Source organism: Candidatus Neomarinimicrobiota bacterium, from assembly GCA_018647265.1.
Lineage (GTDB): Bacteria > Fidelibacterota > Marinisomatia > Marinisomatales > TCS55 > TCS55.
Window position 1 is genome coordinate 1 of the sequence record JABGTK010000132.1, and the last position, 23127, is coordinate 23127.

24 protein-coding genes are annotated in these 23127 nt (G+C 40.9%); 10 read left to right on the plus strand and 14 right to left on the minus strand.

What is annotated here, in order from left to right:
• Positions 1 to 43: 43 nt before the first annotated feature.
• The 4 genes from HN459_07975 to rseP are packed head-to-tail and all read left to right on the plus strand — an operon-like array spanning position 44 to position 3220.
• The gene (locus HN459_07975; GenBank protein ID MBT3479383.1) at positions 44 to 151 is read left to right on the plus strand and encodes a hypothetical protein; all 108 of its coding nucleotides are present in this window, start codon (positions 44 to 46) and stop codon (positions 149 to 151) included.
• A 25-nt stretch (positions 152 to 176) separates the two neighbouring features.
• Positions 177 to 848, plus strand: a complete 672-nt coding sequence (locus HN459_07980) for a hypothetical protein (GenBank protein ID MBT3479384.1) — start codon at positions 177 to 179, stop codon at positions 846 to 848.
• Positions 849 to 850: 2 nt separating this feature from the next.
• Positions 851 to 2008, plus strand: a complete 1158-nt coding sequence (locus HN459_07985; protein MBT3479385.1) for a 1-deoxy-D-xylulose-5-phosphate reductoisomerase — start codon at positions 851 to 853, stop codon at positions 2006 to 2008.
• Between the two features lie 42 nt (positions 2009 to 2050).
• Entirely contained in the window at positions 2051 to 3220 is a 1170-nt protein-coding gene (rseP, locus tag HN459_07990; GenBank protein ID MBT3479386.1) for an RIP metalloprotease RseP, read from the plus strand.
• On the opposite strand, the gene HN459_07995 is transcribed toward rseP, so the two are convergent.
• The 3 genes from HN459_07995 to HN459_08005 are packed head-to-tail and all read right to left on the minus strand — an operon-like array spanning position 3217 to position 5314.
• Positions 3217 to 3927: a DUF3108 domain-containing protein gene (locus HN459_07995; protein MBT3479387.1), complete on the minus strand. Its 711-nt coding sequence runs from the start codon at positions 3925 to 3927 to the stop codon at positions 3217 to 3219. The two genes, rseP and HN459_07995, sit on opposite strands and share 4 nt — an antisense overlap.
• On the minus strand, positions 3924 to 4511 hold the full coding sequence (locus tag HN459_08000) for a threonylcarbamoyl-AMP synthase (protein ID MBT3479388.1): 588 nt from the start codon (positions 4509 to 4511) through the stop codon (positions 3924 to 3926). Before HN459_08000 ends, HN459_07995 begins: the two co-directional genes overlap by 4 nt.
• Positions 4508 to 5314 carry a lysophospholipid acyltransferase family protein gene (locus HN459_08005; GenBank protein ID MBT3479389.1) on the minus strand — a complete coding sequence of 269 codons (807 nt, stop codon included), beginning with the start codon at positions 5312 to 5314 and terminating at the stop codon, positions 4508 to 4510. Before HN459_08005 ends, HN459_08000 begins: the two co-directional genes overlap by 4 nt.
• Positions 5315 to 5466: 152 nt before the next feature.
• Between HN459_08005 and HN459_08010 the strand changes: the two genes are divergently transcribed.
• Genes HN459_08010 through HN459_08020 form a run of 3 tightly spaced genes read left to right on the plus strand, consistent with a single transcriptional unit; the run spans position 5467 to position 8316 of the window.
• The gene (locus HN459_08010) at positions 5467 to 6822 is read left to right on the plus strand and encodes a nodulation protein NfeD (GenBank protein MBT3479390.1); all 1356 of its coding nucleotides are present in this window, start codon (positions 5467 to 5469) and stop codon (positions 6820 to 6822) included.
• Positions 6823 to 6825: 3 nt separating this feature from the next.
• A complete protein-coding gene (gene floA / locus HN459_08015; GenBank protein ID MBT3479391.1) occupies positions 6826 to 7839 on the plus strand; it encodes a flotillin-like protein FloA in 1014 nt (337 codons plus the stop codon).
• Between the two features lie 57 nt (positions 7840 to 7896).
• Positions 7897 to 8316 (plus strand): hypothetical protein, encoded by a 420-nt coding sequence (locus HN459_08020; GenBank protein ID MBT3479392.1) that lies wholly within the window; start codon positions 7897 to 7899, stop codon positions 8314 to 8316.
• 38 nt (positions 8317 to 8354) lie between these two features.
• On the opposite strand, the gene HN459_08025 is transcribed toward HN459_08020, so the two are convergent.
• From HN459_08025 to HN459_08075, 11 genes are all read right to left on the minus strand, one after another.
• Positions 8355 to 8939 carry a dephospho-CoA kinase gene (locus HN459_08025; GenBank protein ID MBT3479393.1) on the minus strand — a complete coding sequence of 195 codons (585 nt, stop codon included), beginning with the start codon at positions 8937 to 8939 and terminating at the stop codon, positions 8355 to 8357.
• 10 nt (positions 8940 to 8949) lie between these two features.
• On the minus strand, positions 8950 to 9510 hold the full coding sequence (locus HN459_08030; protein MBT3479394.1) for an adenylate kinase: 561 nt from the start codon (positions 9508 to 9510) through the stop codon (positions 8950 to 8952).
• A 17-nt stretch (positions 9511 to 9527) separates the two neighbouring features.
• Positions 9528 to 10739: a NupC/NupG family nucleoside CNT transporter gene (locus HN459_08035; protein MBT3479395.1), complete on the minus strand. Its 1212-nt coding sequence runs from the start codon at positions 10737 to 10739 to the stop codon at positions 9528 to 9530.
• Positions 10740 to 11300, minus strand: coding sequence for a thymidine kinase (locus tag HN459_08040; GenBank protein ID MBT3479396.1), 561 nt, complete (start codon positions 11298 to 11300; stop codon positions 10740 to 10742). It lies immediately after the preceding gene.
• A 51-nt stretch (positions 11301 to 11351) separates the two neighbouring features.
• Entirely contained in the window at positions 11352 to 11972 is a 621-nt protein-coding gene (udk, locus tag HN459_08045; protein MBT3479397.1) for a uridine kinase, read from the minus strand.
• Positions 11969 to 12349, minus strand: coding sequence for a cytidine deaminase (cdd, locus tag HN459_08050; GenBank protein MBT3479398.1), 381 nt, complete (start codon positions 12347 to 12349; stop codon positions 11969 to 11971). Before cdd ends, udk begins: the two co-directional genes overlap by 4 nt.
• Positions 12346 to 13545: a hypothetical protein gene (locus tag HN459_08055; GenBank protein MBT3479399.1), complete on the minus strand. Its 1200-nt coding sequence runs from the start codon at positions 13543 to 13545 to the stop codon at positions 12346 to 12348. The genes cdd and HN459_08055 overlap by 4 nt, the downstream gene beginning before the upstream one ends.
• Positions 13546 to 13560: 15 nt before the next feature.
• Positions 13561 to 14214 carry a rhomboid family intramembrane serine protease gene (locus tag HN459_08060; protein ID MBT3479400.1) on the minus strand — a complete coding sequence of 218 codons (654 nt, stop codon included), beginning with the start codon at positions 14212 to 14214 and terminating at the stop codon, positions 13561 to 13563.
• Entirely contained in the window at positions 14214 to 16457 is a 2244-nt protein-coding gene (locus tag HN459_08065) for a M23 family metallopeptidase (protein ID MBT3479401.1), read from the minus strand. The genes HN459_08060 and HN459_08065 overlap by 1 nt, the downstream gene beginning before the upstream one ends.
• 125 nt (positions 16458 to 16582) lie before the next feature.
• Entirely contained in the window at positions 16583 to 17491 is a 909-nt protein-coding gene (locus HN459_08070) for a PDZ domain-containing protein (protein ID MBT3479402.1), read from the minus strand.
• 57 nt (positions 17492 to 17548) lie between these two features.
• Complete coding sequence (locus HN459_08075; protein MBT3479403.1) at positions 17549 to 20029, minus strand: lamin tail domain-containing protein; 2481 nt, start codon at positions 20027 to 20029, stop codon at positions 17549 to 17551.
• Between the two features lie 148 nt (positions 20030 to 20177).
• Between HN459_08075 and lexA the strand changes: the two genes are divergently transcribed.
• The 3 genes from lexA to HN459_08090 all read left to right on the plus strand — a co-directional run.
• The gene (lexA, locus tag HN459_08080; GenBank protein MBT3479404.1) at positions 20178 to 20780 is read left to right on the plus strand and encodes a repressor LexA; all 603 of its coding nucleotides are present in this window, start codon (positions 20178 to 20180) and stop codon (positions 20778 to 20780) included.
• Positions 20781 to 20783: 3 nt separating this feature from the next.
• Positions 20784 to 22016, plus strand: a complete 1233-nt coding sequence (locus HN459_08085) for a hypothetical protein (protein MBT3479405.1) — start codon at positions 20784 to 20786, stop codon at positions 22014 to 22016.
• Positions 22017 to 22092: 76 nt separating this feature from the next.
• On the plus strand, positions 22093 to 23127 hold a 1035-nt coding region (locus HN459_08090), incomplete at its 3' end, for a PHP domain-containing protein (GenBank protein ID MBT3479406.1).

Below are 23127 nucleotides of genomic sequence, written 5' to 3' on the forward strand. Positions count from 1 at the left end.
AATGCTGATTAAAAAAGCTTACAGGACGTATTTTATGTCAAGAATGAATCGTACTGATGCATTGAATAAAATTAAGGCTGAATTACCGGTCACCAATGAAATTAAAATAATTATCAAATTTATTGAATCCAGTGAACGGGGTATTATTTAATTCCAAATTTCCCGGAATTGGGGCAATGCGATTTATTTCTTTCATTTTTTTCATTTCCATTTCAGTGGGACAATGGACCTCTTTTAAATTGGACGATTTGTCTGATTATTCGAAAGATTCTCCATATCTTTATCGAACGGCAGGCCTCACTGCCACACACCATTTTACCATGGCAATAAATGGAGAGAATAGAATTACCTATGGTGGTTCGTTACTTAAAGGCATTTCTGCCAATGGAATTATGCCAACTCTTCATAGCCAAATTAAAGTGTCTTGGAATTTGACATTAAGGGGAAGAATGGCGGCATATTCAGGAAAAGAAGGGGCTGTTCAAATGTTTGGCTGGGGAGTAACGTTAAAGCCAGGGAAAAAAGAAGAACCATCTAAATGGATTATTAATTATGACTCTGGACATTTGAACTCCTACGATGAAGTAAAAGTGTCCTCTCTGCAGGTAATGGCTGTTCGTGAATTAGTTTGGAATAAAAATCCAATATTCCTTGGTATTGGATTGAACATCTTAAAAGCAGTTCCGTATGAATCAGCAGGTGTTAACTTTCAGGGGAAAACAGAAATTCAAACTAATTTAATTTCAATTGGAACGGCTATTTCATTTTCAGGATTTAAAGCAATCCCACAAATTTTAGTTGGCCCGGGGTTTTCGATGATATCTTTGAGTTTGGCAGGTACATTCTAATTATGAAAAAAATATCCATTCTCGGTTCTACCGGTTCTATCGGCGTCAATGCACTGAATGTGATTGATAACTTAGGTGATGAGTTTGATGTTTCTGTCCTTAGTGCAAATAAAAATGGACAACTATTAGTTGACCAAGCAATAAAATATCGTCCAGATGCAGTTGCCATTATTGACGATGAGGCAGCCAAATACGTTCAATCAGAATTAAAAGAATCGGGGGTTTCGGTTTTTAAGGGTCGTGAAGGCCTTTTAGAATTAGCCAGTCAAAGTGACTTGGATATTATGCTAAACGGATTGGTTGGATCTTCGGGCATGGCACCCACATTAAATGCTGTAAAAGCAGGTGTTGATGTGGCCCTGAGTAATAAAGAGAGTTTGGTCATGGCCGGTGATATTATTGAGCAAGAAAAATTGAAATCCGGGGCAAAAGTATTCCCAGTAGATAGTGAACATTCTGCCATTTGGCAATGTCTTGCTGGTGAATCAATGGATGATATTGAACAAATTATTTTAACGGGAAGCGGCGGCCCCTTTCGTAGGCGAAATATTAAAACATTCAAGGATGTAACGCCGGCTGATGCTTTAAAACATCCCAACTGGGATATGGGTCGCAAAATTACCATTGATTCGGCCACAATGATGAACAAAGGATTAGAAGTCATTGAAACGCGTTGGTTGTTTGGGTTGGGTGCAGAAAAAATCGATATTGTAGTTCATCCACAATCCATCATTCACTCTATGGTAGAGTTCAAGGATAAATCTGTGAAAGCGCAATTGGGTATACCGGACATGAAGGTTCCAATTCAATATGCCCTCACATATCCACGTCATGCACCGGCAATGTGGGAATCATTAGACTTGGTGAAAGTGGGCTCCCTAACTTTTGAAGCACCGGACTTAACCCGCTTCCCATGTATTGGACTAGCCTACAATGCCTTAAAGCAAGGGGGTACAGCATCAGCAATACTCAATGTTGCCAATGAACAATCTGTTTATCGTTTTTTAGATGGCGAAATTGGGTTCATGGAAATTCCTGAAATTATAGAAAAAGCATGTGACGCTCACGAATGGGTTGAGCATCCATCCTTGGAAGAATTATTAAATCTTGAAAGCTGGGGGATGAATTTTGTTAATTTATTTGAAAGCCGATATATTTAGGTGAAAATCTTTATTACATTGTTAGGGGAAGAATAGAAAAATATGACAACTTTAATTGCAACAATCATTTTACTCGGTGTTTTGATATTTATTCATGAACTGGGTCATTACTTAGCCGCCCGATCCATCGGCGTAAGGGTAGAGAGATTCTCTATCGGATATCCGCCGCGCCTTATGACATTTACATCAATTTCTGATGGATGGGAATTTCGCTTTTTCTTCTATCATAAAAATGAGGATGGAAAGTGGGCATGGGGTCCGGTTAAATCAACTTCAATCTCTCGCCCGGGAAGAAAAGGAAGCGGAACGGAATATTGTTTTGCTGTCATCCCCTTTGGCGGATATGTGAAAGTAGCCGGAGTGATTGATGAAAGTATGGATGCAACTTTTGAACATAAACCCTATGAGTTGATGAGTAAAACCAAACTGCAGCAAATCTGGTTTATGAGTGCTGGTGTCATCATGAATACTCTTTTGGCATTTATTATATTTACTGGGTTATCAAATTATAGTGGAAAGCCAGTTATCTCTAATGAACCAGTTATTAATGAATTGCTCCCAGGAATGCCTGCCGAAATTTCTGGATTAAAATCAGGGGATGAGATTAAAGCAATTGAAGGAAATAAGATTTTATCTTGGGATGACCTAACTAAAGAAATTCATCAAAGACCCAATCAACAAATTAATTTAACCTATTCACGTGGCGATGAATCCAAATCGATTTCGTTAGAATCCAGTTTCCAGTTGAATCCCACAACTGGCGATACAGTTGGTGTAATTGGTATTTATCCAAAATTTGAATATCAGCCCGTAACTTTTACTGAAGGTGTGAGTATGGGCGCTATGGCCACAGCTAGAGGATTTGGTATAATAATTCTTTCCATAAAAATGCTTACATCAGGGCAGGCTTCCATTAAAGAATTGGGTGGGCCGATTATGATTGCCCAATTGGCAGGTGAAACAGCTAAGGCGGGTTGGATTCCCTTTTTATCCCTAATGGCATTAATCAGTTGTAATCTTGCCTTTTTAAATATTTTGCCGATCCCGGGATTGGATGGTGGTCACATTTTTATTACTTTAATTGAAGGTATAATCCGCAGACCTCTTTCAATGAAAATGCGAATGGCAATTCAACAAATCGGAATGGTCCTTTTACTGATGTTGATGATTACAGTAATTGTAAATGATGTGGGGAGGTTATTGGGGAATTAATTATTACTGATTTTTTTCAATAACAGAGTCATGGACCCAAATTTCATTTTTATGTGAATTTTTACCGGTAAGCGTTTTTCATCGTCACTGAGCCATATCTGCATATCGCCGGCGTTTTTGAACAAGTTTTTTCCTTCTCTGAATGGCCGAACTACCTTACAGGAAAATGTTCCTGCTGGAGATCGAACAATCTCTTTCCCCGTCATTTGTAAATTATAGTGTATTATTTTTTTCCCTTCAAAAGATGAAAAGGACATCACCTCTTTTTCTTTCAAAGGAATTGTTCGTAAATAGTAAAACATAGAAAAAGGGTCTCTTGCTTTAAAGTCAATTTTAACTTCTTTTGTCCCTGTTTGTGCTACCGATCGATCATAATCAAAAATGACATCAATTTTCTTTTTATAACTTCCCTCGCGGATGTTTTTTTTTAAGCGATGAGTAAACAATTGATCCTTATCCATCCAAATATCAATTTGGTCCCGGATTTTAAACAGTTGGTTTGCGAGTCCTTTGGTTCGCGCAGAAAAAGAAACATGGTATGTATCATTCCCGTTTACCTTTTCAATTCCGGTTACCTTTAATTCGGAGTATCCAACTGGAATGAAATTAAATTCCGCTGAATATTTTAAGGATTCCCCAACTTTAAATGGTATATCCTGAGACCAGGAGGATGATAAAATTAAAAAGAAAAATAGAAGGATTTTCAAGATCGGATAATTTTTAGTTTTGATTTTTCAAGCTTATAAATTGTTGAACCGCTGGATTGCGGAATGTTGCCATCGTCAATCAGCAAATCGATTTCTGAACCAAATTCAGATATAATTGTATCCGGTTCATTTAGTGGTTCTTTCCCCGCTCTGTTTACAGATGTTGTCGTAATTGGGAATCCCAGCTTATCACAAAGATTGGGGCCAAAGGGATGGGCGGGAATCCGAATACCCAAGGTACCATCCTTGCCCATTATTGATGGGTGAACGATTCCATTTTTAACCGGTAAAATAATGGTGGTTGATCCGCGTAAATATTGTTTTACCATTTTCCAATCTTCATAAGATATATCTGCCCAGGAAAAAACAGTATTTGAATTAGGCGCAATAACGCTTATGGGCGCCTTTCGCCCTTTAATTTTGTTTAGCCGAGCAATGGCGTCTTTATTGCGCGCATCCACACCAAACCCATATAACGTATCGGTGGGGTATACTATTACGCCTCCAAACAGGATTGCATTCCCTGCCGCATTGGTGGCATGTTCAGAAGATGTATCAATCCGTTCTGTAGTTTTCTGATTCATGCTTTTGCTTTGGTTTTCCATTTTCGGTGAAACCAAAAATAATGATCCGGAAATTCCCGAACTTTTTCTTCCAGCAAATTGGTATATGTTTGGGTAATTGTTTCAATGGAGGTGCTGCCATTCAATTCTATTTTTGAGAATGAAACAACTATGGTGCCGTCTTTTTCTCTATGGGCTACAGAAAAAACCATGGGGGCGCCGGATCTCATGTGAAAGATGGCTGATCCTTTCGGGGTGGAGGAAGATTGACCGAAAAACTTAACAAATACACCACGCTTTTTGGCATCCTGATCGCTGGCCAAAATAAGCATATTATTCTCTTTCAATAGCTTGTACATGTTATCTAATGATGATTTTCGATATAAGTGTTTCATCCCATAAGATTCTCGCAATTCCTGAAAAAATATATCTGCGCCCCGATTTCCTTGTCGTTGAATGATTCCCCAGACGGGATATCCATTTTTACCCAGCCAGGAACCCAATATTTCCCATAACCCAAAATGGCCAGTGATAATAATGACACCCTTCCCTTTTTTAGATGCTTCATCAATAATATGCTGATTTTCTACACGAAAATTGAGTGATTCATAAGATCGTGGCAATGCCAGAAATTCCATAAAATTGGAGCTGACCAAACGATAGGTCCCTTTTAATACATTGTTGATCCAAGAGTCACTTTTGTCCGGGAAAGCTAATTTAATATTTTGGAAGGCTTGTTCTTTGCGGACGGGAATACGGTTAAAAGCGAAAGCGCCCAATTGGTTAGCTAGGCGTGATCTTGTTAAATTGGGTAATCGGCGCATTCGTCTGGAGATCACATGTAAGAGCCGATAAGTGAATTTATCTTTGAGGGTCATAAATGGTTCTTGCCGGGTTATTCCGGCGCATGAGAAATTACTTTAATTTCCCGTTACCATCATTGTTTTTATCGAAGATAACGGCTAAACTCAAGGGAATGAAGAAGCGCATATTATTCACACTTATTTTATTGGCCTCCTTTGGGCACACCCAGATTGTCTACAAAGTACCCATTCATGATACCATTGATCTGGGTCTTCCTCCCTTTATTGAACGTAGCATTAAGATGGCAGAAGCTGACAGCGCAGACGTGATTATCTTTGATATAGATACCTTTGGCGGACGATTGGATGCGGCTACCCAAATCAAGGATGCTATCCTAAGTTCTAAAATTCCAACTATTGCTTTTATCAACAGACGGGCAATTTCTGCTGGTGCCTTGATTTCTCTTTCCTGCGATAAAATAATTATGACAAGTGGTGCTACTATCGGTGCGGCCACGGCAGTAGATATGTCAGGGAAAAAGGGAAGTGAAAAAGTTATCAGCTACATGCGGGAAGAAATGGCTGCTACTGCAGAAAGCCGCGACCGCAATGTGGACATTGCCAAAGGCATGGTTGATGAAGAGCTTTCTTTTACCCATTTGGTGATAGATGGGGACTCTATTGAAGTGTTGGATCTTGAAGGACGTAAAGAAGGTAAGCTTATTACACTCACGACCGAATTAGCTATAAAGTATAAAATTGCTGATGATGAACAAGAAACTTTTGAAGCATTACTCGCATCCTTAGAATTGGATGGTGCTGAGATAAAAAGCACTGGGGAGAACTGGTCCGAAGCATTTGTCCGGTTTTTAACCAACCCTGTTGTTGCCTCATTACTAACAACATTTGGGTTTTTGGGTATTTTATTTGAACTCCAAAGCCCTGGATGGGGTATTCCCGGTTCCATAGGCCTGGTTTGCCTGACTTTATCTCTCGGCGCGTCGTTTATTGCGCGCTTAGCCACTATGACTGATATGTTGATTATTTTTGCCGGTATTGCATTACTCATATTAGAAGTGGTTGTCATTCCTGGTTTTGGGGTAGCGGGGATCGGCGGTATCGCCCTAATTTTATGGGGATTATATGAATTACTTTTGCCTGACACTCCAATTGGTCCGGAGGTAGAAGCAATGGCTTTATGGGGATTCATTATCGGAATTATAGGCGCATTAATTGGGTTGGTTTTATTATTTAAAATGATGACCAAAACGACATTTTGGCAAAAGCTTACTTCCCCAGGAGTAGAAGGCGCCGAAGCAGGCTATAGTACATCTGTAGGATGGGAAAATTTGGTTGGGATGGATGGTGAAACCCAATCTGATCTTCGTCCTTCCGGTTGGGTAAACGTGGATGGGCAGCGAATTTTTGTTGTTAGCGAAGGCAATTTTATTGAAAAGAATTGTAAAGTAAAAATCCTCTCGGTTGATGGAAACCGGGTGGTCGTTAGAAAACTGAACTCAGAGGAGTAGATCATGGATGTTATGGGAATTATCATGTTAGCATTTCTGCTAATTTTTGTTTTTTTGTTATTTTATTTTGTGCCGGTTGGAATGTGGATTCAGGGGGTGGTCAGTCTTGGCTTAGGCCGGATTACCATTATTGATCTGATCCGTATGCGTTTGCGAAAAATTTCACCACGCTTAATTGTAGATGGGGTGATCAATACCCACAAAGCTGGTTTAATTAATGTGAAAACAGATATGTTGGAAACACATTATTTGGCTGGTGGCAATGTTGTTAATGTTGTTTTCGCCTTAATTGCATCCGATAAAGCCAATATCTCTCTGACGTTTGAAACAGCTACGGCTATCGACTTGGCCGGCCGGGATGTGAAAAATGCAGTTGAAACAAGCGTATACCCCAAGGTGATAGATGCTCCTAGAGAAGGTTTCCTTTCGGCTGTAGCCAAGGATGGTATTGAGTTAAAAGCCAGGGCGCGTGTAACGGTTCGAACAAATATTCCCGGTTTAGTAGGTGGTGCCACCGATGATACCATTATAGCTCGTGTTGGCGAAGGAATTGTTAGCGCAATTGGCTCTTCTATCTCTTATTCAAATGTATTGGAAAATCCCGATAATATTTCAAAAGCAGTGTTATCTAAAGGTCTCGACGCTGGAACCGCTTATGAAATTCTTTCGATTGATATTGCAGATCTGGATGTGGGTAAAAATGTAGGTGCCCAGCTTCAAGCTGATCAAGCCGAAGCAGATCTTCGTGTGGCCCAGGCCAGGGCGGAAACCCGCCGCGCAATGGCTGTGGCAGAAGAGCAGGAAATGAAGGCCCGCACACAAGAAATGCAAGCCAAAGTTGTAGCATCTGAAGCAGAAGTGCCCTTGGCAATGGCTCAGGCATTTCGTGAAGGAAAATTGGGTGTATTTGATTATGTGAATATGAAAAATATCCAAGCTGATACGGATATGCGTGAATCAATTTCTGGTGATTCAGAAAGCGGTCCAACCAAGGCACCGGAGCGAGATAACAAATAAATGGATGGTCTCGGCTACTGGATTTTTTTAGCAGTAATGTACCTGCTGTCGGCGTTTATGAAAAAACGCCAACAGCAGGAAACCGATGTCGAGGATTCAGATACACAACCGAAAAAGAACCCGAATCCATTCCAGGCAGAATTTCTTCAGAATTTGTTTGGGGATATGAAAGATATTGTCCTTGAGCCAGAGCTAGAAAATGATGAAGAAATTGCAGATTTTGAATTAGAGGAGATTGGGTTAGAACAAAGTTCGGAGCCAAATCCTAACCCTGTTCATGAGGAACAGGATCACGTAGTATTTGAAGATTTGTCAAATCTTGACGCTGTCCATAAAAAACATCAATTTTGGAATGAGACGGATAAAAGGAAACAATCATTTAGGCCGCAATTCATTAATATGGATGATGTAAAACGGGCTATTGTGTTGAAAGAAATTTTAGATAAGCCCCGGGCGCTCAGAAAAAGGATACGATAATTTATTTAAACCTTCTGCCAGCAGGCATTCGGTTCTTCTTAAGTTAATTTTTCAATCAGTGATTCGATACTTTTTCGAAACGTTTCTTCAGTTCCGTCATTGTGGATAACAAAATCTGCCATATTAACTTTATCTTCTTCGGGCCATTGGAATTCAATTCGTTTAAGTATTTCTGCTCGGGAAAGTGTCTCGCGCCCTAAAGCACGTTCCATGCGGTGTTTTAATAAAGCTGTTATAACAACAACATAATCCAGGTGCGCATCATAACCGGATTCATAAATGAGGGCAGCATCTACAATAAAAATACCATGTTTGCCATCATCCAGAACGCGATTGAATTTTTTATCGATCAATTCATAAATATAAGGGTGGACAACCAAGTTTAGGCGCTGTTGGTGATCTTCGTCTTGGAAAGCAATGCGGGCTAATTTCTGCTTATCCACACGTCCCGCGCTATCAATAATATCAGTTCCAAATTCAGTAATTAACTCATGTTGAACAATTTCATTTTCTGTAATCAGTTTCTTTGCTTCTTGATCTGCGTCAAAGATATAGGCACCTAACGTTTCTAAAAATCGGCTGGCTGTACTTTTCCCACTGCCTATTCCACCTGTAAGTCCCACTCTGAGCACGTTATTGCAATACCTCTAAAATTCGCTCTGTAATTTCAGGAATCTCTCCTAGGCCATCCACTTCTTTCAATAGACTTTTTGTTTGATAGTAATTTAAAAGTGGTGCTGTTTGATCCCAATAGACTTTTTGACGCTGCCTAATAACTTCTGGTGTGTCGTCACTGCGTCCAGATTCCAAACCGCGATTTATCAGTCTTTGGACCAATTCATCCTCATCGGCCGCTAAGCTAATAGCTGCATCTAGAGAATGAGAGAGGATTTCCATAATTTCATCCAATCCGGTTGCCTGGGGAATGGTGCGCGGGAAACCATCTAAAAGATACCCCTTTTTGGCATCATCTTTTTTTAATCGGTTATTCATGATGCTCAACAATACTTCATCCGGGACTAGTTCACCGTTATTGATGAACGATTTTGCTTTATTCCCAATTTCAGAATTTGCAACCATTTCAGCCCGAAGAATATCCCCCGTTGATAAATGTATAATATCAAAATTTTCACAAACCAGTTTTGCCTGTGTACCTTTCCCAACACCGGGAGGACCTAAAAATATGAGACGCATTTACTTTCCTATTTTTTCTAAATGAGTATTCCTGCAACAGTCGCCGTTAGCCAAGACGCCAAAGCGCCACCTACCATTGCTTTTGTTACCAGTTTGGCTAAATCTTTTTTTCTTTCCGGAGCCATACCGCCGATACCGCCTAATTGAATTCCAATGGATCCAAAATTGGCAAATCCGCAAAGAGCATAACTGGCAATGATAGCTGTTCTTTCAGATATTTGCCCCGAGGCCATTATGACTTTCAAATCACCATAAGCAATCAATTCTGTGAAAGCGATCTTTTTCCCCATAAGTGTACCCATCATAGCGGATTCTTCCCAGGGGACGCCCATTGTCCATGCCAGAGGTTGAAAGATTAATCCTAACAATTGATCGATAGAAGTGTTGGCAAATCCGAGTAAATAATTGACCATGGCTACAATGGAAATAAAGGCTACCAGCATTGCGGCCACATTCGCAGCTAGTTTTAATCCATCTGTAGCACCGTTGCCTAGAGCTTCCATAGCGTTGGAACTGGTTTTTTCAATGTCAATTTTTATATCACCCATCGTTTCAGATATTTCGGTTTCCGGATAAATTATTTTTGCAATAACCAGAGCGGCTGGTGCAGACATGACCGATGCGGCCAAGAGGTGTCCTGCAATCCCGGGGATATCGGTTAGCCATTTTACGTAGATAGCCAAAACACCGCCGGCGACAGTGGCAAATCCACCCACCATAACGGCCATGAGTTCTGATTGGGTCATTTTACCGATGAATGGACGGATCATAAGCGGTGCTTCTGTTTGACCAACAAATATATTAGCCGAAACACTTAATGTTTCAGAACCGCTGGTTCCCATTGTTTTTTGCATAGCTTTTGCGATCCACCTTACCACAAACTGGATAATGCCCAAATGGTACATGACTGACATGAGGGCAGAAAAGAAAATTATTGTGGGTAAAGCCCGAAAGGCAAAGTTAATAAGTGCGGTGTGGAAACCCACATCCGGGACAAAAGAAGTAAAAAGGAAATTTCCGCCCGCATCAGAAAAACTGATAAGTTTTGAAATAGCCTTATCTAAAAATCCAAATACAGGTTTACCAATAGGTGTTTTTAAAATAAACAATGCAAAGGTGAGTTGAAGCCCCAAGCCCCAGCCCACAATTCGTAAGTTGATTTTTTTACGATTATTCGACATTGCAACCGCAATGCCCAAAAGGACTACAATACCTAAAAGACCAATCATTTATTCCTCCGGTGCTTCAAAACAATTTCTACAGCGCGCTTCATAGATATCTGCTTCCCCGATGACCACTTGTCCAGTTTCTTTGGTAATTCGCTGGCTGCAAGAAGCAGGATTTCCACACTGAATACAGATTGCGCGAAATTTATCCAAATAATCCGCTTCACACATGAGTGCTGGCATGGGCCCAAATGGGATGCCACGGTAGTCCGTATCGAGGCCAGCCACAACAACGCGTTTATTATTTTTCGCTAATTTTTTACACACATCAATAATTTCATCAGAAAAAAATTGCGCTTCATCAATTCCAATCACATCAATATCATCGGATTGATCAAGAATATTTTGGGCGTTTTTAACCATTCTGGACTCTAATTTGGATTGATTATGAGAAACCACGTGATTCGAACTGTATCGATCGTCGATTTGTGGTTTGAAAATTATGGTCTTCATTTTTGCAATTTCAGCGCGGCGAATTCGGCGAATTAATTCTTCAGTTTTTCCGCTGAACATGCTGCCACAAATTACTTCAATCCAACCGGCGTTTTTAGGTGTGAGTGTCATTTAATATTTTTCTAGTGAAACAGGCGAAATGCTCGAAAGTTTTATCTATGCTTATGAAAGAATTGCGTTAATCTTTGTTCTCAGGAGATCGATAGCTACCTTATTTTGGCCTCCTTCGGGTATGATAATATCGGAATAATATTTAGACGGCTCAACAAATTGTTGATGCATTGGGCGAACAGTTTTTAAATACTGCTCAATAACAGAATTGACTGTTCTACCTCGTTCTTCAACATCCCTTGAAAGGCGGCGAATGAAGCGAATATCATCGGGTGTATCCACAAAAATTTTAATATCCATTAATTCTCTCAAGGATAGATAATGAAGCGCCAAAATGCCTTCAACAACAATAACATGATGGGTGTCTACATTCCGTGTTTCGTCATTCCTTGAATGGGTAGAAAAATCGTAAATGGGCATTTTTATGGATTGACCTTTTATGAGGCTGATGAGTTGTTGATTAAACAATTCAATATCAATGGCATCGGGATGATCAAAATTTTGTTTATGACGCTCCTCTAAAGGGAGGTTTGAAATATTGCGGTAATAGGCATCTTGCTCTACCACTACCACTTCACCTTCGCCATATTCTTCTAACAAACTTTTGGCAATGGATGTTTTACCGGACCCGGTACCGCCGGAAATGCCGATTAATATAGGAGAAATACTCATTTTAACTTTGTTTCATCAAAAGGACTTGGAAGAAGATTTTTGCTTGTTGTTTCATTTACAATGCCATTCATATTACATATATAAATAGGAATGTCGCCGCATAATTCCCAGATAACCTGTCGACATGCACCGCATGGGAAGCCACCATTTTGGGTTGCAACTGCAAGTGTTTTGAATTGAGACTTGCCTTTTGCGATTGCAGTGAAAAGGGCTGTTTGTTCAGCGCAATTGGATAGGGGGTAACAAGCATTTTCCACATTACAGCCTCCAATGATCTTCCCATCCGATGTTTCCACAGCGGCGCCGACTTTATATTGGGAATAAGGAGCCCGTGCTTTATCCATCATTTCGATTGCGGTTTGGATTAATTTATTCATTTTTTCAATGTATTAAACCAGGCCAAGGCGCCGGTGTAAGATATAAATACAGAACTGCTATGGGTACCGCCGGGGATGGTAATCAATTCAATATCAGCCCCGTTCGCTTTAAGGCTGTCTCTAGCAATGACGGCATTTTGATATCCAACAGTAATATCATTTTCACCGTGAAATAATTTTATTGGCGCTTTGGGTGACCAACTTACCAAGCTGTTTTTCTCGTAGGCAGATTTCAATTCCTGTTCACCATTACCTAAAAAATCAGCAAGAAATTTTTCGGTAAATAGATCTTTAATCGTGGTGGTCAGTTCTTTATTTGCTTCACCGATGGTTTTTGATCCATCCATCAAATTGGGGATTTTTTCAGCATAGGGGTTTTGAAAAAATTCGCTGGGAGGGCGGTTCATGCCTTCAATTTCATTATAAGCCATATAGATAAAAGACAAATAACCAGGCTGTGAATAGGATTCCCTGCTCAATAAACTGGTTGATGAATGGCGCATATCGTAGGGGCCCGCCATGGGTGTTGAAGCTGTCACAGAAAATTCGTCGGCATATTTTTCTTCAATCAGTTTATGGGTCGCCATTGCAACATATCCACCTTCAGAATAGCCTGCCAGGAATAATTGACCATTATCATTAACATCATTAGCACAAAGCCAGTTTTTTGTAGCGCGAATTTTATCCACAACGGCTTCGGCAGCAAAGGCATGAATGTATGGATGGACAACATCAGTAGATACGCCCAAACCCAATAGATCGGGCGAAGAGCCAATATATCCAACTGAAGCAACAAACATGGCATCAAAGCCACGCAGTGGTGTAACTGAAGCAACATTGGTTCTTTTTGCTTCTGTGCCATGTTGACCGGAATAGATCGGGTATTTTTTTCCGTTGTGATCTTCATCCGGGACATAAATTGCGCCTGAGGCTAATCTTGGTTCCCCATTCCAATCCACCGTTTCATATATAATACTGTATACTTTTACATCAGTTACTGGGATGACACCAATGTCTATATTGTTTTGTTCGAGAAAATCCCTGAGAAAATCGGCTCCAATAGATCCCAGTGGAAGTACAGAGACCACATGGCCACGACCGTCGTCTGTGGTGGCGCAGTCTTCTGTCTTCGTTCCTTCACAAGCAAGAAGGAATAAAAGAGAGAGAATGGTTAGTTGTTTGAAATATTGTTTCATTTATAATCCCCTTATTTAATGTTCGAATCGGATGAGTTTAAAGGCTTGATGTAGCATGATGCCAGTAATAAATCCACCCACATGGGCGAACCATGCCACCCCTCCGGTGGTGTCTAAACCGAGACTCCCCATACCATTTGTCAGTTGATTGAAAAACCAGAAACCCAACACAATGACTGCCGGTACACGTATGGTGGTAAAAAATATTACAATAAAAATAAATACGTGGACACGGGCTTGTGGAAAGCGAATCATATATAATCCCAACACGCCTGCAATAGCGCCGGAGGCGCCCACCATTGGAATTTCAGAACCGGGATTTATGAGGACTTGACAAAGGGTAGCTGCCACGCCACACAAAATATAGAAAAAAGCATATTTTATATGACCTAATGTACTTTCCACATTATCCCCGAATAACCAAAGGAACCACATATTCCCCAGGATGTGTGCAATGCCACCATGGAGGAACATCGATGTAAACATGGTTAAGATTGAAAAATGAACCGGAATTAATCCAAAGGTATAAATAAATATGGCTTCAGCTTCTGGGTCTTTCATTCCCATGCTGAATTGAAACATGAAGATGAATACATTAATGGTAACCAACCCGTAAGTCACGAAAGGAATTAATACGCGAGGATTATCATCTTTATAAGGAAAAAACATCAGTATACCTTGAATTCAATATTTTTACTGGTTTCATTCCCTGCCCGATCCCGAACCTTGAATTGAATCGTATGAGTGCCAATTTGTAGTGGGCGTTCTAGTTCATAAGAAATGACCTTTGTCTTAGGCTGAAAAGCATAGATCAAAGGAGTGTTATCCAATTTTAAGTCAAACGAATCTTCGATTGGATCAAATCCGGAAAGGGTGTCATTAATCTTTATCGTGAAACGGTTTAGCTCCAAAGATGGATAATTTCCATTTTCCCCCGGGTGCATGGATTTGATTATCGGTGGCGTAATATCTTCTAAAATCGCAATAGCATCAAGATGTTTTAATTCTCCGGTGAGGACTTGCCGGTCTTTATTATTTCCCGTTGGGATAAAAGACCATCCTTCTTTCTGGTCGAAATAATACAGATGAATTTTTTCTTTATCTTTTAATTTTGCAGAATATCGAACACCAATATTCACAGCCTTAAGTAAGGGTCTTTCAAAAGGTTGCAGTTGATAAACCCGGGATAAAAGCTTTCCATTCTTTACTGGCGCATGTTTGTGAACTGCTTCAATCCACATGAGCGTTGGCTCTAGTACGGAAGATTTTTTTGTGCGAATCGAACAAAAACCATCCTTGGATACGGCAGTGATGGAGGTTCCGGGCATGGCAACAGTGTAGGGAAAGTCAAAGCGAACTTGCCGCTCGATGGAACCTTTTAGAATTACTTCAATTAGATCTATATTTTCAAATTGAACGGCCGGAATCGGCGCTGTCAAATAGACCGATGGTTGGATTTGATTCAACGGAATTGTCTCGTACTGATATTTCCCTTTAAATCTGAGGGATAGATTAGCATCCACAACCTGCTCCGGCTGAATCTGGAGATAGACCCCTGCATCTGTGTGGGAAATATCCAAGTCCACATTCACACTTAAATGATCTCCTTTATATTGTTGATTAACCCAATGGATTGGGAAAGAGCGCGCACCCAATTTATTTTTAGCAATGAACTGGATCGCTCTCCGTTCAGTTTGTTTTTTGGGGATTGAAATAATGCGGCCAGATTCAAATAACTCCGAAGATTGAATATCTAATTTTTCCTCAGCAAACCCATATGTTGTAAATGAATAAGCAATGATAGATTGAATGGGGATTGTGATACTTTTTGACTGAATCAAAAAGGAAATAATTTTATCTGTTTCACCCAATTTCTCTAATGTAACCTGAAATGGCGCCATATTAAATACAGTACCATGAACAATGCGTGTATTTTTTAGTACATCCATAATAAGGATTTTCACGGTATGATATCCTGGTGTCAGATTCAAAATACCATTGGTTGAATCAGCATGGATGGGAACCTTGGGATCGGAAGCATTTTGATACAGTTTTATAAAGTCACCCAAATTCAGGCGGGCATTGCGGTAATCACGAATATAATTTGCTGTGGGGAGCCAATTGTAATCTAGGCGGTCAAACTGAAGTGAGTGGTGCCGCTTTTCATCAATATAGATTTCTATACGGTGTGGCTGGTAAATATTGTTTGCCCCTTGGCGCTTATCGAATGCTTTGATGGATAGCCCTAAACTTCCAAAAATATTAATGGTATCGGGGAGATGGTATTCACCTTTTTTATCCCTGAATAATGGAAAATTTTGGGGCAGTTGATTTCCATTAACCCAGCTTTCATCATTGAGTGGAATGATTGATATTTCTTCTACAATTGGTGCCATTCGGTCCGCTTGTGATAATCCACTGATGAGGGGATTTAATGTTTGGCCATGCTTATTGCGAATCTCAAAATGAAGATGGGGACCAAAGGAGAATCCCGTATTCCCGGAATAGGCGATGACATCTCCTTTTTCAAATTTAAATTCTTCCGGAGATGGGAAAATATTGGTCATATAAGAACGACCGTCTTTCTGTGTTTCTTTCAAGCGGTCTTCTAACCGTGGCGTAAATTTGCTTAAATGGGCATAAACAGCAGTTTGACCATCATCCAAAGTGAGGTAAAGAGCACGGCCAAATCCGGAATAATTGGTAACGATTCGCGAAACATGTCCGTTTGAAACTGCATAAACAGGATGGCCTGTTGTACCTTTGGTTTTCATATCCAGCCCAAGATGAAATCCCGTGGTACGGAATTCCCCAAAATTGGAGGACAAATGTTTACCCACATTCGTAGGCCAAGTATAATCCTGGGCCGGAAGGAATGAAAGGGTAAGTGTTAGAAGGGTAATTAGTCTCATAAGATAAATTGCTGACAAGGGCACTAATTTATCCCAGATTGTGAATGTAAAAACAGTGGATTGAAATAAAAAAGGCCCCGCAGAATGCGGGGCCTTTTATGTAGACTCAAATAATAAGTGGAGGCTTATGATTTTTTGAGTTTATTGATCTCCTTTCGGAGTTTTTTCAATTCTTTTTTTAATTCATCCAATTCTTCACGGAGATTGTCATCGTGATTGGGCCCAGCCATGCGGAACTTGTATTCTTTGTGGAGCTTTTCACCGGATTTTTTCAGTTTTTTAGCTTTTTTTTCTAAGTGTTTAGCCTGGGCTTTAAAATGATTTTTCATGTGAAAGGATTGAAGATTTGAATCATTGTCATCGGGAGAGAAGAGAAATACATTATGGTCTTCATCTCCCATTTTCATTGGAGGCATTTTACCTGTCCATGAAAAATTGCTTTTTTGAGAACCGAGCGTTGCTGTCATATCTTTTTTTCGGCCTTTGCGGATAACTTCCAGTTTCACTTCAGACTCGGTATCTTGGCGGCTGATAGCTTGCTGCAAATCAGAAGTGGTAGAAACATTATCACCGTTGACTGAAAGGATGATATCCCCCGCTTTTAGTTTGGCCTTTTCAGCAGGACTATCTTCTACCACCTCTGAAATCAAAACACCATTGTCATTATTGACTTTAAAATATTTTCGGAGACCATCAGTCAATTCTTGAATTTGAACGCCAAGATATCCGCCGGAATGAATCTTAAATACATTATCATCAGCAAATACCATGTTTTTGATATTTACATCCATGTCGGCTAATTTTTCTTTAACCTCTTTCAGGGCTGTTTGGTCATCCATATCAATGGTGTATTCTTTTTCTTCCCCATCCTGTGTGATAATGATGGTCATTTCATCGCCATCGGTTTCTACATCCACATCAACGATTTGTTCTTTATCGCCTTTATGAAGCGTTTTCTTTTTTATAATTACTTTTTTCTGTTGACCTACCGCAATTCCGGCAATCAATAAAAGGGTGAGAATCCATCTGGACATATTGCGTTCCTTTCGCATAATTGTGTGTCTATACGCAGGTGGGTGGAATTGGTTCCATTATAATGGCTTAGCCAAAACAACCGTCTGAATATCTTCCCAGGATTTTCCTGTGGATAAATCCCGCGCTTCAAATTTGATAATATAAATACCAATTCGGGCCGGATCCCCATTGGAGCGTTCCCCATGCCAATACAACAAGCCTTCCATTGGTGACGCTTGATTCCAGTACGGCGTAGCGATTTTTCGACCCGTTACGTCAAATATATTTATAGTGATTGCCGCTTGCTCGTAAGGGAGTTGATAACGAATCGTCAATTGATCATCGCGGCCATCACCATCCGGTGAAAATGGATTGGGATCATATTCAACCAAACCGAAAGGTGCCAGTATTTCGTAATAAATGCTGTTTGATTTTCCCGGCGTCATGGCGTTGGCATCTACACTGATGGCCCAACTCGAGGAATCGTTGGAGTTATAATCGGGACGAAATTTTTCTGTGGATCGGCCGTCCATCATGGGCCAGCTTTCCGAATAGATTAAAGAATCAATAATGACGCTTGTCATATCATATAAATAAATACCGTCCGACGTATTATTTAGCGACGGCCAATTTCCATCAATTACAACAGCGCTTGTTTTAGTTTGTTGATAAATGGTGGAGTCTTGGGCTAAAACCAAATATTGATTTTGGTCTACTGCTATCTTAGGGAGGGCCTTCTTCACTTTGGATTGATCTGACAAAGACCATCCCAACATATTAAGCGAAGCGGGGAAATATATTTCGATGAATTCAGTTTGGCTTTGGGTCGGCACCGATAAAAATTCATTCAATAAAACGGTGCCAAAAGGATAGCTCACTTTGATTGTATCAAAGGCAATATTATTGGTGCTATTTTCATCCCCATCAATTATCAATTCAATTTTAAGCGGATGAGTGCCGGACGAAATGCTCGGGACTTCAATCTGGACCAAAACAGTATCGCGGGAATTAATGGTTGAAAAATTTCCGGAAGTTAGTTCACTAGTATTTTCTGAAATGGATAGATTTCCTGAAAAAGGAAGGACGCCGGAATTGGCGATGGAAATTTGAAGATTAAAAGAGGTGTTGGGTTTTGGGAAATGTGGTGTATGTGAAACGGAATCCTGAAGTAAAGCACCATCAATATTATTCCACATAGTGGCGTTGGGATAGCCGGGAGTCATACCAATTGAATCGGGCGTTTGGTCCCAATGCTTGACATTGTTAGATATAAATTCTGGCCGTTGTTTTTCTGTGGAAACTTCAGCTGCCACAGGCCATGTGTCACTATCGTAGACGAGACTATCCACGATAAATCCGGTCATATCATAAATGAAAATGGCATCACCGCTATTATTTAAGGCAGGAAATGAAGGCAGTACAATAAGGTGAGATTTGGGATTGGTGAGGGCCACAATATTTGAATCAGCGGCGATTACAACATACTGACCAGAGGCGATAAGAGCTTTGCCCAGGGGCCGCGCTCTTTTTCTGTTGTCGCTAATAGACCATCCGCGGAAAGATAAATTGGGATGGGAAACGAGTTCGACAAACTCAGATTGGTCGTTATTGGGCCGTGTCATGAATTCATTAATGCGAATGGTATTCCAATCATACTGCACCGCCAGTTCGACCTCCCCAAAATTATTGGTCGTGTCTTGATCTCCAGATATCAATAGTTTGATTGATAGTGTATGGTAGCCCGATTCGGAGAAGGGGCCAAGGTCAATATTGAAAATGGCTGTGTCCAACTCAGATATGTTTCCAATATCCGCACTCGCGAGTGTATTGCCTAACTCTGAAACAACAATTTCGCCTGTGATGGCGTTAATGCCGTCATTCATCACCGGGAGAGTGAGGATGGTATAATCTGATTTTGACAGGTAAGCTTTGGATAATCGAAGTGAATCGGCTAATAAATGGCCATCGATATTGTAAGGTGCCATACTGTTTGCGCCCCCCGGCGTGCCTAAGGAGTCACGGCTGGCTTTCCAGTTGGAATTAGTATTCGGCAAATGATTTCGCACCCGTTCAATGGAATAGCCGGGCGATGCAATATCCTGCCAACCTAAACTGTCAGAAATATTTCCGTTGGAATCAACAAGATAAAGCGAATCGCTTCCGGAAAGGCCATTGCCGATTGACTTATCGTCCACTTTCATAATGATGGTATTGGCCGGTATGGTGTAAATACCTGCGGCGATGGGATAATCGCCTTCCATGATAAGACCAAATCCATTGGGAGGAATTTTGCGCCCATTACTGGAATCTTCAATAGTGTCCGTTGAATATTTATCCCGGATGAGCCAGCCTGAGAGATCGACCGTGTCAGATGTTGGATTGTACAGTTCGATAAATTCGTTGGGAGAATCACTGCCCTCAAGGTTGTACATCACTTCGGTGATAATCACCTGTCCGTTGAGGCAAACAACGGAGAAAAGAAGAATTGTATATCGAAGAAAAACAGAGAACATGGTAGAAAGTAACGAAAAACACTTGAATTGCGTTAATAAAATCATGTAAAATACTTACGAGTAACTTACGATAATAAAAGGTTAGCATAGAGACGCAAAGCCACAGAGAGGGAAAGAACACATGAAACATATTATTATACCATCCCAAAACACTCTTCGCGAATTTTCGCGTTCTTAGGGACGAAATAATCAAATGGTTTTATCCTTAAAACAGCAGAAATTTTTAGACTTTATTCAGCATTATACAATTGAATATGGACAGGCCCCTTCCTATGAAGAAATTATGAATGGAATGGGGTTTGCCTCTCTGGGAACGGTCCACTGGTATGTCAATGCCCTGACTCACAACGGCCATCTCGATCGTTCTAAAGGACCTAACGGCAAGCGGGCTTTAAACCTCGTTCATGAGGAGCACGCGATGCCCGCCCGCCTGCCATTGTTGGGTTTAATTGCTGCTGGAGAACCCATCGAAGCGCTGGAAAACGCAGAAGCAATATCAGTACCCCAACCCTTTGTCCATCCTGAAAATTTTGTTCTGCAGGTCAAGGGTGATTCCATGATCGGTGACCATATTGAAGATGGTGATTATATTATTGTGCGTAAATCCGCTGAAGCGAACCCGGGGCAAATTGTGGTGGCACTGATCAATGGAGAAGCAACGCTCAAGCATTATCAGCCGATAAATGGCCATGTGGAACTCCATCCGCGGAATCCGGATTATCCAGTTATTACCGTCAACAAAACAGATCATTTCCAGATCAATGGCGTGCTACTCTATTCTTTCCGGGAGTATTAAGGTGTGCACTCAACTGTTTTTCATTTACGACTGAGAGACTTTGAATTACAGGCCGAGCGCCGTTTGGATGCTTCCCTACAAACCCGGCCCATTGCCATTATTTCTTCTCATCATCAAAATGGCACAGTCGTGTCTATATCTAAAGAAGCAGAGGAAGAAGGATTACGCCGGGGAATGAAAATTTCACTGGTGCGCAGGATGCGCCATGGTGTTCGATTATTGCCTTATAACAACGCTCTTTACGAACGGTTAAACCAGTATGTGCATTCTATCGTTCAGCGCTTCACGCCGACTGTTGAGCCTTCCGGTTATGGCAAATTCTACATGGATATGACTGGTATGGAACGTGTGTACAAAAGTCATGAGCAGTCCGGCTCGAATATATTTGATATGGTGCAGGATCAAGTTGGCCTCCATTCATTTCTGGGAATCAGTCAAAATAAATTGGTAAGCCGTATTTCTACTTCTGTTGTGCCCGACCAGATACATCGTGTGGTGGTGGGGAATGAATCTCAATTTTTATCACTGCTGAATTCACCCGTAATTCCCACCGTTCATCAGCCGCCGGTATGGAAATTGATTAAATTTTTGATCTTGAACCAAGTATGCCAGATTCAATCCATTGTGGATTCAGTTGATGATGCCCGTCGTTTGTTTGGCCTTTATGCGTTGCCATTATCGCGGGAAGTTCGCGGACAAGATTTATCCATGGTTCGTCCACCGATTTTGAAAGACCATATTATGGAGCAAACTGTTCTAAATGAAGATACCAATGACAGCGCAAAATTATGGTCAGAAGTAAAACGGCTGTCTGAACAGGTGGCTTTTAAATTGAGACAGCGATCCCAAGTGGCAAAAATAATCCGGCTTGAAATTCATTATACTGACGGTTTTAAATATGAAGCGAAAGGGCAGTTTTTGAAGCATGATGATGCGGCCGTGATGGCAGAAACGTGGCGATTGTTTGAAAAAGTCAATACGCGCCGAAACAGAATTCGGGCGATTTTGTTGGATGTGTCAGCCTTTGTCCATGTTGCAAAACAGATGGAGTTGTTTGAAAAAGACACGGAGCAAGATCGTATTTCGTTAGCGTTGGATATTCTCAGGAAGAAATACAGTATGAATTCAACATATAACCTTAAGCATTCCCCCAATGTGGGGGAAATACAAAGGGGGATTTCATTGTTTAATATCCCCCTGAATCCCTCTATTAATGGGGGAAGGGGAAAGGTGTAATATGAAAGTTTCTAACTTACTACCTTATACACAAGAAGGACTTCAGATTGCAAATATGGAAAGTGCCCGATGAACCATGTTTACGCATCTGAATGTCCATTCCCACTATTCCCGCATGTCCGGCACTGTTTCGCAACCGGCATTGCTCACGGCGGCACGAAACCAGGGGATGAAATATTTGGCTTTGACCGAAAGGAATGGCCTCTGGGGTTTTATCCGTTTTGTCCAGCACGCTGGCGCCGCTGAGATTGAACCTATCGCCGGTGTCAATTTGGTCACCGATCAAGGGGAAGCTATTCTCTTGGCGGAAGACCAAACGGGCTATGAGAATATGTCCCGCGCTGTTTCTGCTGTTCATGATAATTCAACCCAATCTATTGCGGATATTTTAAAAAACCGAACAGCCGGTCTATTCGTCCTCGCTCATGAAAGATCAACACTTTCTCATTTAAGTAAACGAATTCCCAACAGTCATTTATTTGTAGAACTGCGCCCGGATATGACAGAGTACGCCGCCCAAAAATTATCCCGGGAATTCAAGTTGGAAATGGTAGCCACGGGTGATGCGTATTTTATTCATAAGAAAGACTGGTCTGCTCACCGCACGCTCCGGGCCATTGATCTGAACACCACCTTGTCCAAACTGCCAAAAGGCGCTTGTAAGTCAGATAAACATTGGTTCCGCGCAGAAAAGGATATGATTCAACTTTTTCCCAACAGTATGGATGCCATCAATAATAGCACATATTTAGCAGAACGCTGCAAGCGGGATTGGTCCTTTTTGGATACGATATTCCCCAACTTATCTCTAAAGGATACGCGCCGGGCCAATCAAAAATTAAAAGATAAAGTAGAGGCGGGGGCGCAAAAACGTTATATAAAAATCACGACTGAAATCCAAGATCGTATTGATTATGAATTGCGCATCATTACATTTAAGGGTTTTGCGCCATATTTTCTGGTGGTAGAAGATATTGTAAAACAAACTCGGGCCACCATCGGTCGTGGTTCCGGGGCGGCATCCATTGTGAGTTATTGCCTCTTTATTACTCAGGTGGATCCCATTAAATATAATCTTCAGTTTGAACGCTTCATTCATCCTGAGCGCAGT

Bases quoted from the DNA above. Each gene is read 5' to 3' on its own strand.
- HN459_07975 (MBT3479383.1), top strand. From the start codon at position 44: ATGAATCGTACTGATGCATTGAATAAAATTAAGGCTGAATTACCGGTC.
- HN459_07980 (MBT3479384.1), top strand. From the start codon at position 177: ATGCGATTTATTTCTTTCATTTTTTTCATTTCCATTTCAGTGGGACAA.
- HN459_07985 (MBT3479385.1), top strand. From the start codon at position 851: ATGAAAAAAATATCCATTCTCGGTTCTACCGGTTCTATCGGCGTCAAT.
- rseP (MBT3479386.1), top strand. From the start codon at position 2,051: ATGACAACTTTAATTGCAACAATCATTTTACTCGGTGTTTTGATATTT.
- HN459_08000 (MBT3479388.1), bottom strand. From the start codon at position 4,511: ATGAATCAGAAAACTACAGAACGGATTGATACATCTTCTGAACATGCC.
- HN459_08005 (MBT3479389.1), bottom strand. From the start codon at position 5,314: ATGCGCCGATTACCCAATTTAACAAGATCACGCCTAGCTAACCAATTG.
- HN459_08010 (MBT3479390.1), top strand. From the start codon at position 5,467: ATGAAGAAGCGCATATTATTCACACTTATTTTATTGGCCTCCTTTGGG.
- floA (MBT3479391.1), top strand. From the start codon at position 6,826: ATGGATGTTATGGGAATTATCATGTTAGCATTTCTGCTAATTTTTGTT.
- HN459_08020 (MBT3479392.1), top strand. From the start codon at position 7,897: ATGAAAAAACGCCAACAGCAGGAAACCGATGTCGAGGATTCAGATACA.
- HN459_08030 (MBT3479394.1), bottom strand. From the start codon at position 9,510: ATGCGTCTCATATTTTTAGGTCCTCCCGGTGTTGGGAAAGGTACACAG.
- HN459_08035 (MBT3479395.1), bottom strand. From the start codon at position 10,739: ATGATTGGTCTTTTAGGTATTGTAGTCCTTTTGGGCATTGCGGTTGCA.
- HN459_08040 (MBT3479396.1), bottom strand. From the start codon at position 11,300: ATGACACTCACACCTAAAAACGCCGGTTGGATTGAAGTAATTTGTGGC.
- udk (MBT3479397.1), bottom strand. From the start codon at position 11,972: ATGAGTATTTCTCCTATATTAATCGGCATTTCCGGCGGTACCGGGTCC.
- cdd (MBT3479398.1), bottom strand. From the start codon at position 12,349: ATGAATAAATTAATCCAAACCGCAATCGAAATGATGGATAAAGCACGG.
- HN459_08055 (MBT3479399.1), bottom strand. From the start codon at position 13,545: ATGAAACAATATTTCAAACAACTAACCATTCTCTCTCTTTTATTCCTT.
- HN459_08060 (MBT3479400.1), bottom strand. From the start codon at position 14,214: ATGTTTTTTCCTTATAAAGATGATAATCCTCGCGTATTAATTCCTTTC.
- HN459_08065 (MBT3479401.1), bottom strand. From the start codon at position 16,457: ATGAGACTAATTACCCTTCTAACACTTACCCTTTCATTCCTTCCGGCC.
- HN459_08070 (MBT3479402.1), bottom strand. From the start codon at position 17,491: ATGTCCAGATGGATTCTCACCCTTTTATTGATTGCCGGAATTGCGGTA.
- HN459_08075 (MBT3479403.1), bottom strand. From the start codon at position 20,029: ATGATTTTATTAACGCAATTCAAGTGTTTTTCGTTACTTTCTACCATG.
- lexA (MBT3479404.1), top strand. From the start codon at position 20,178: ATGGTTTTATCCTTAAAACAGCAGAAATTTTTAGACTTTATTCAGCAT.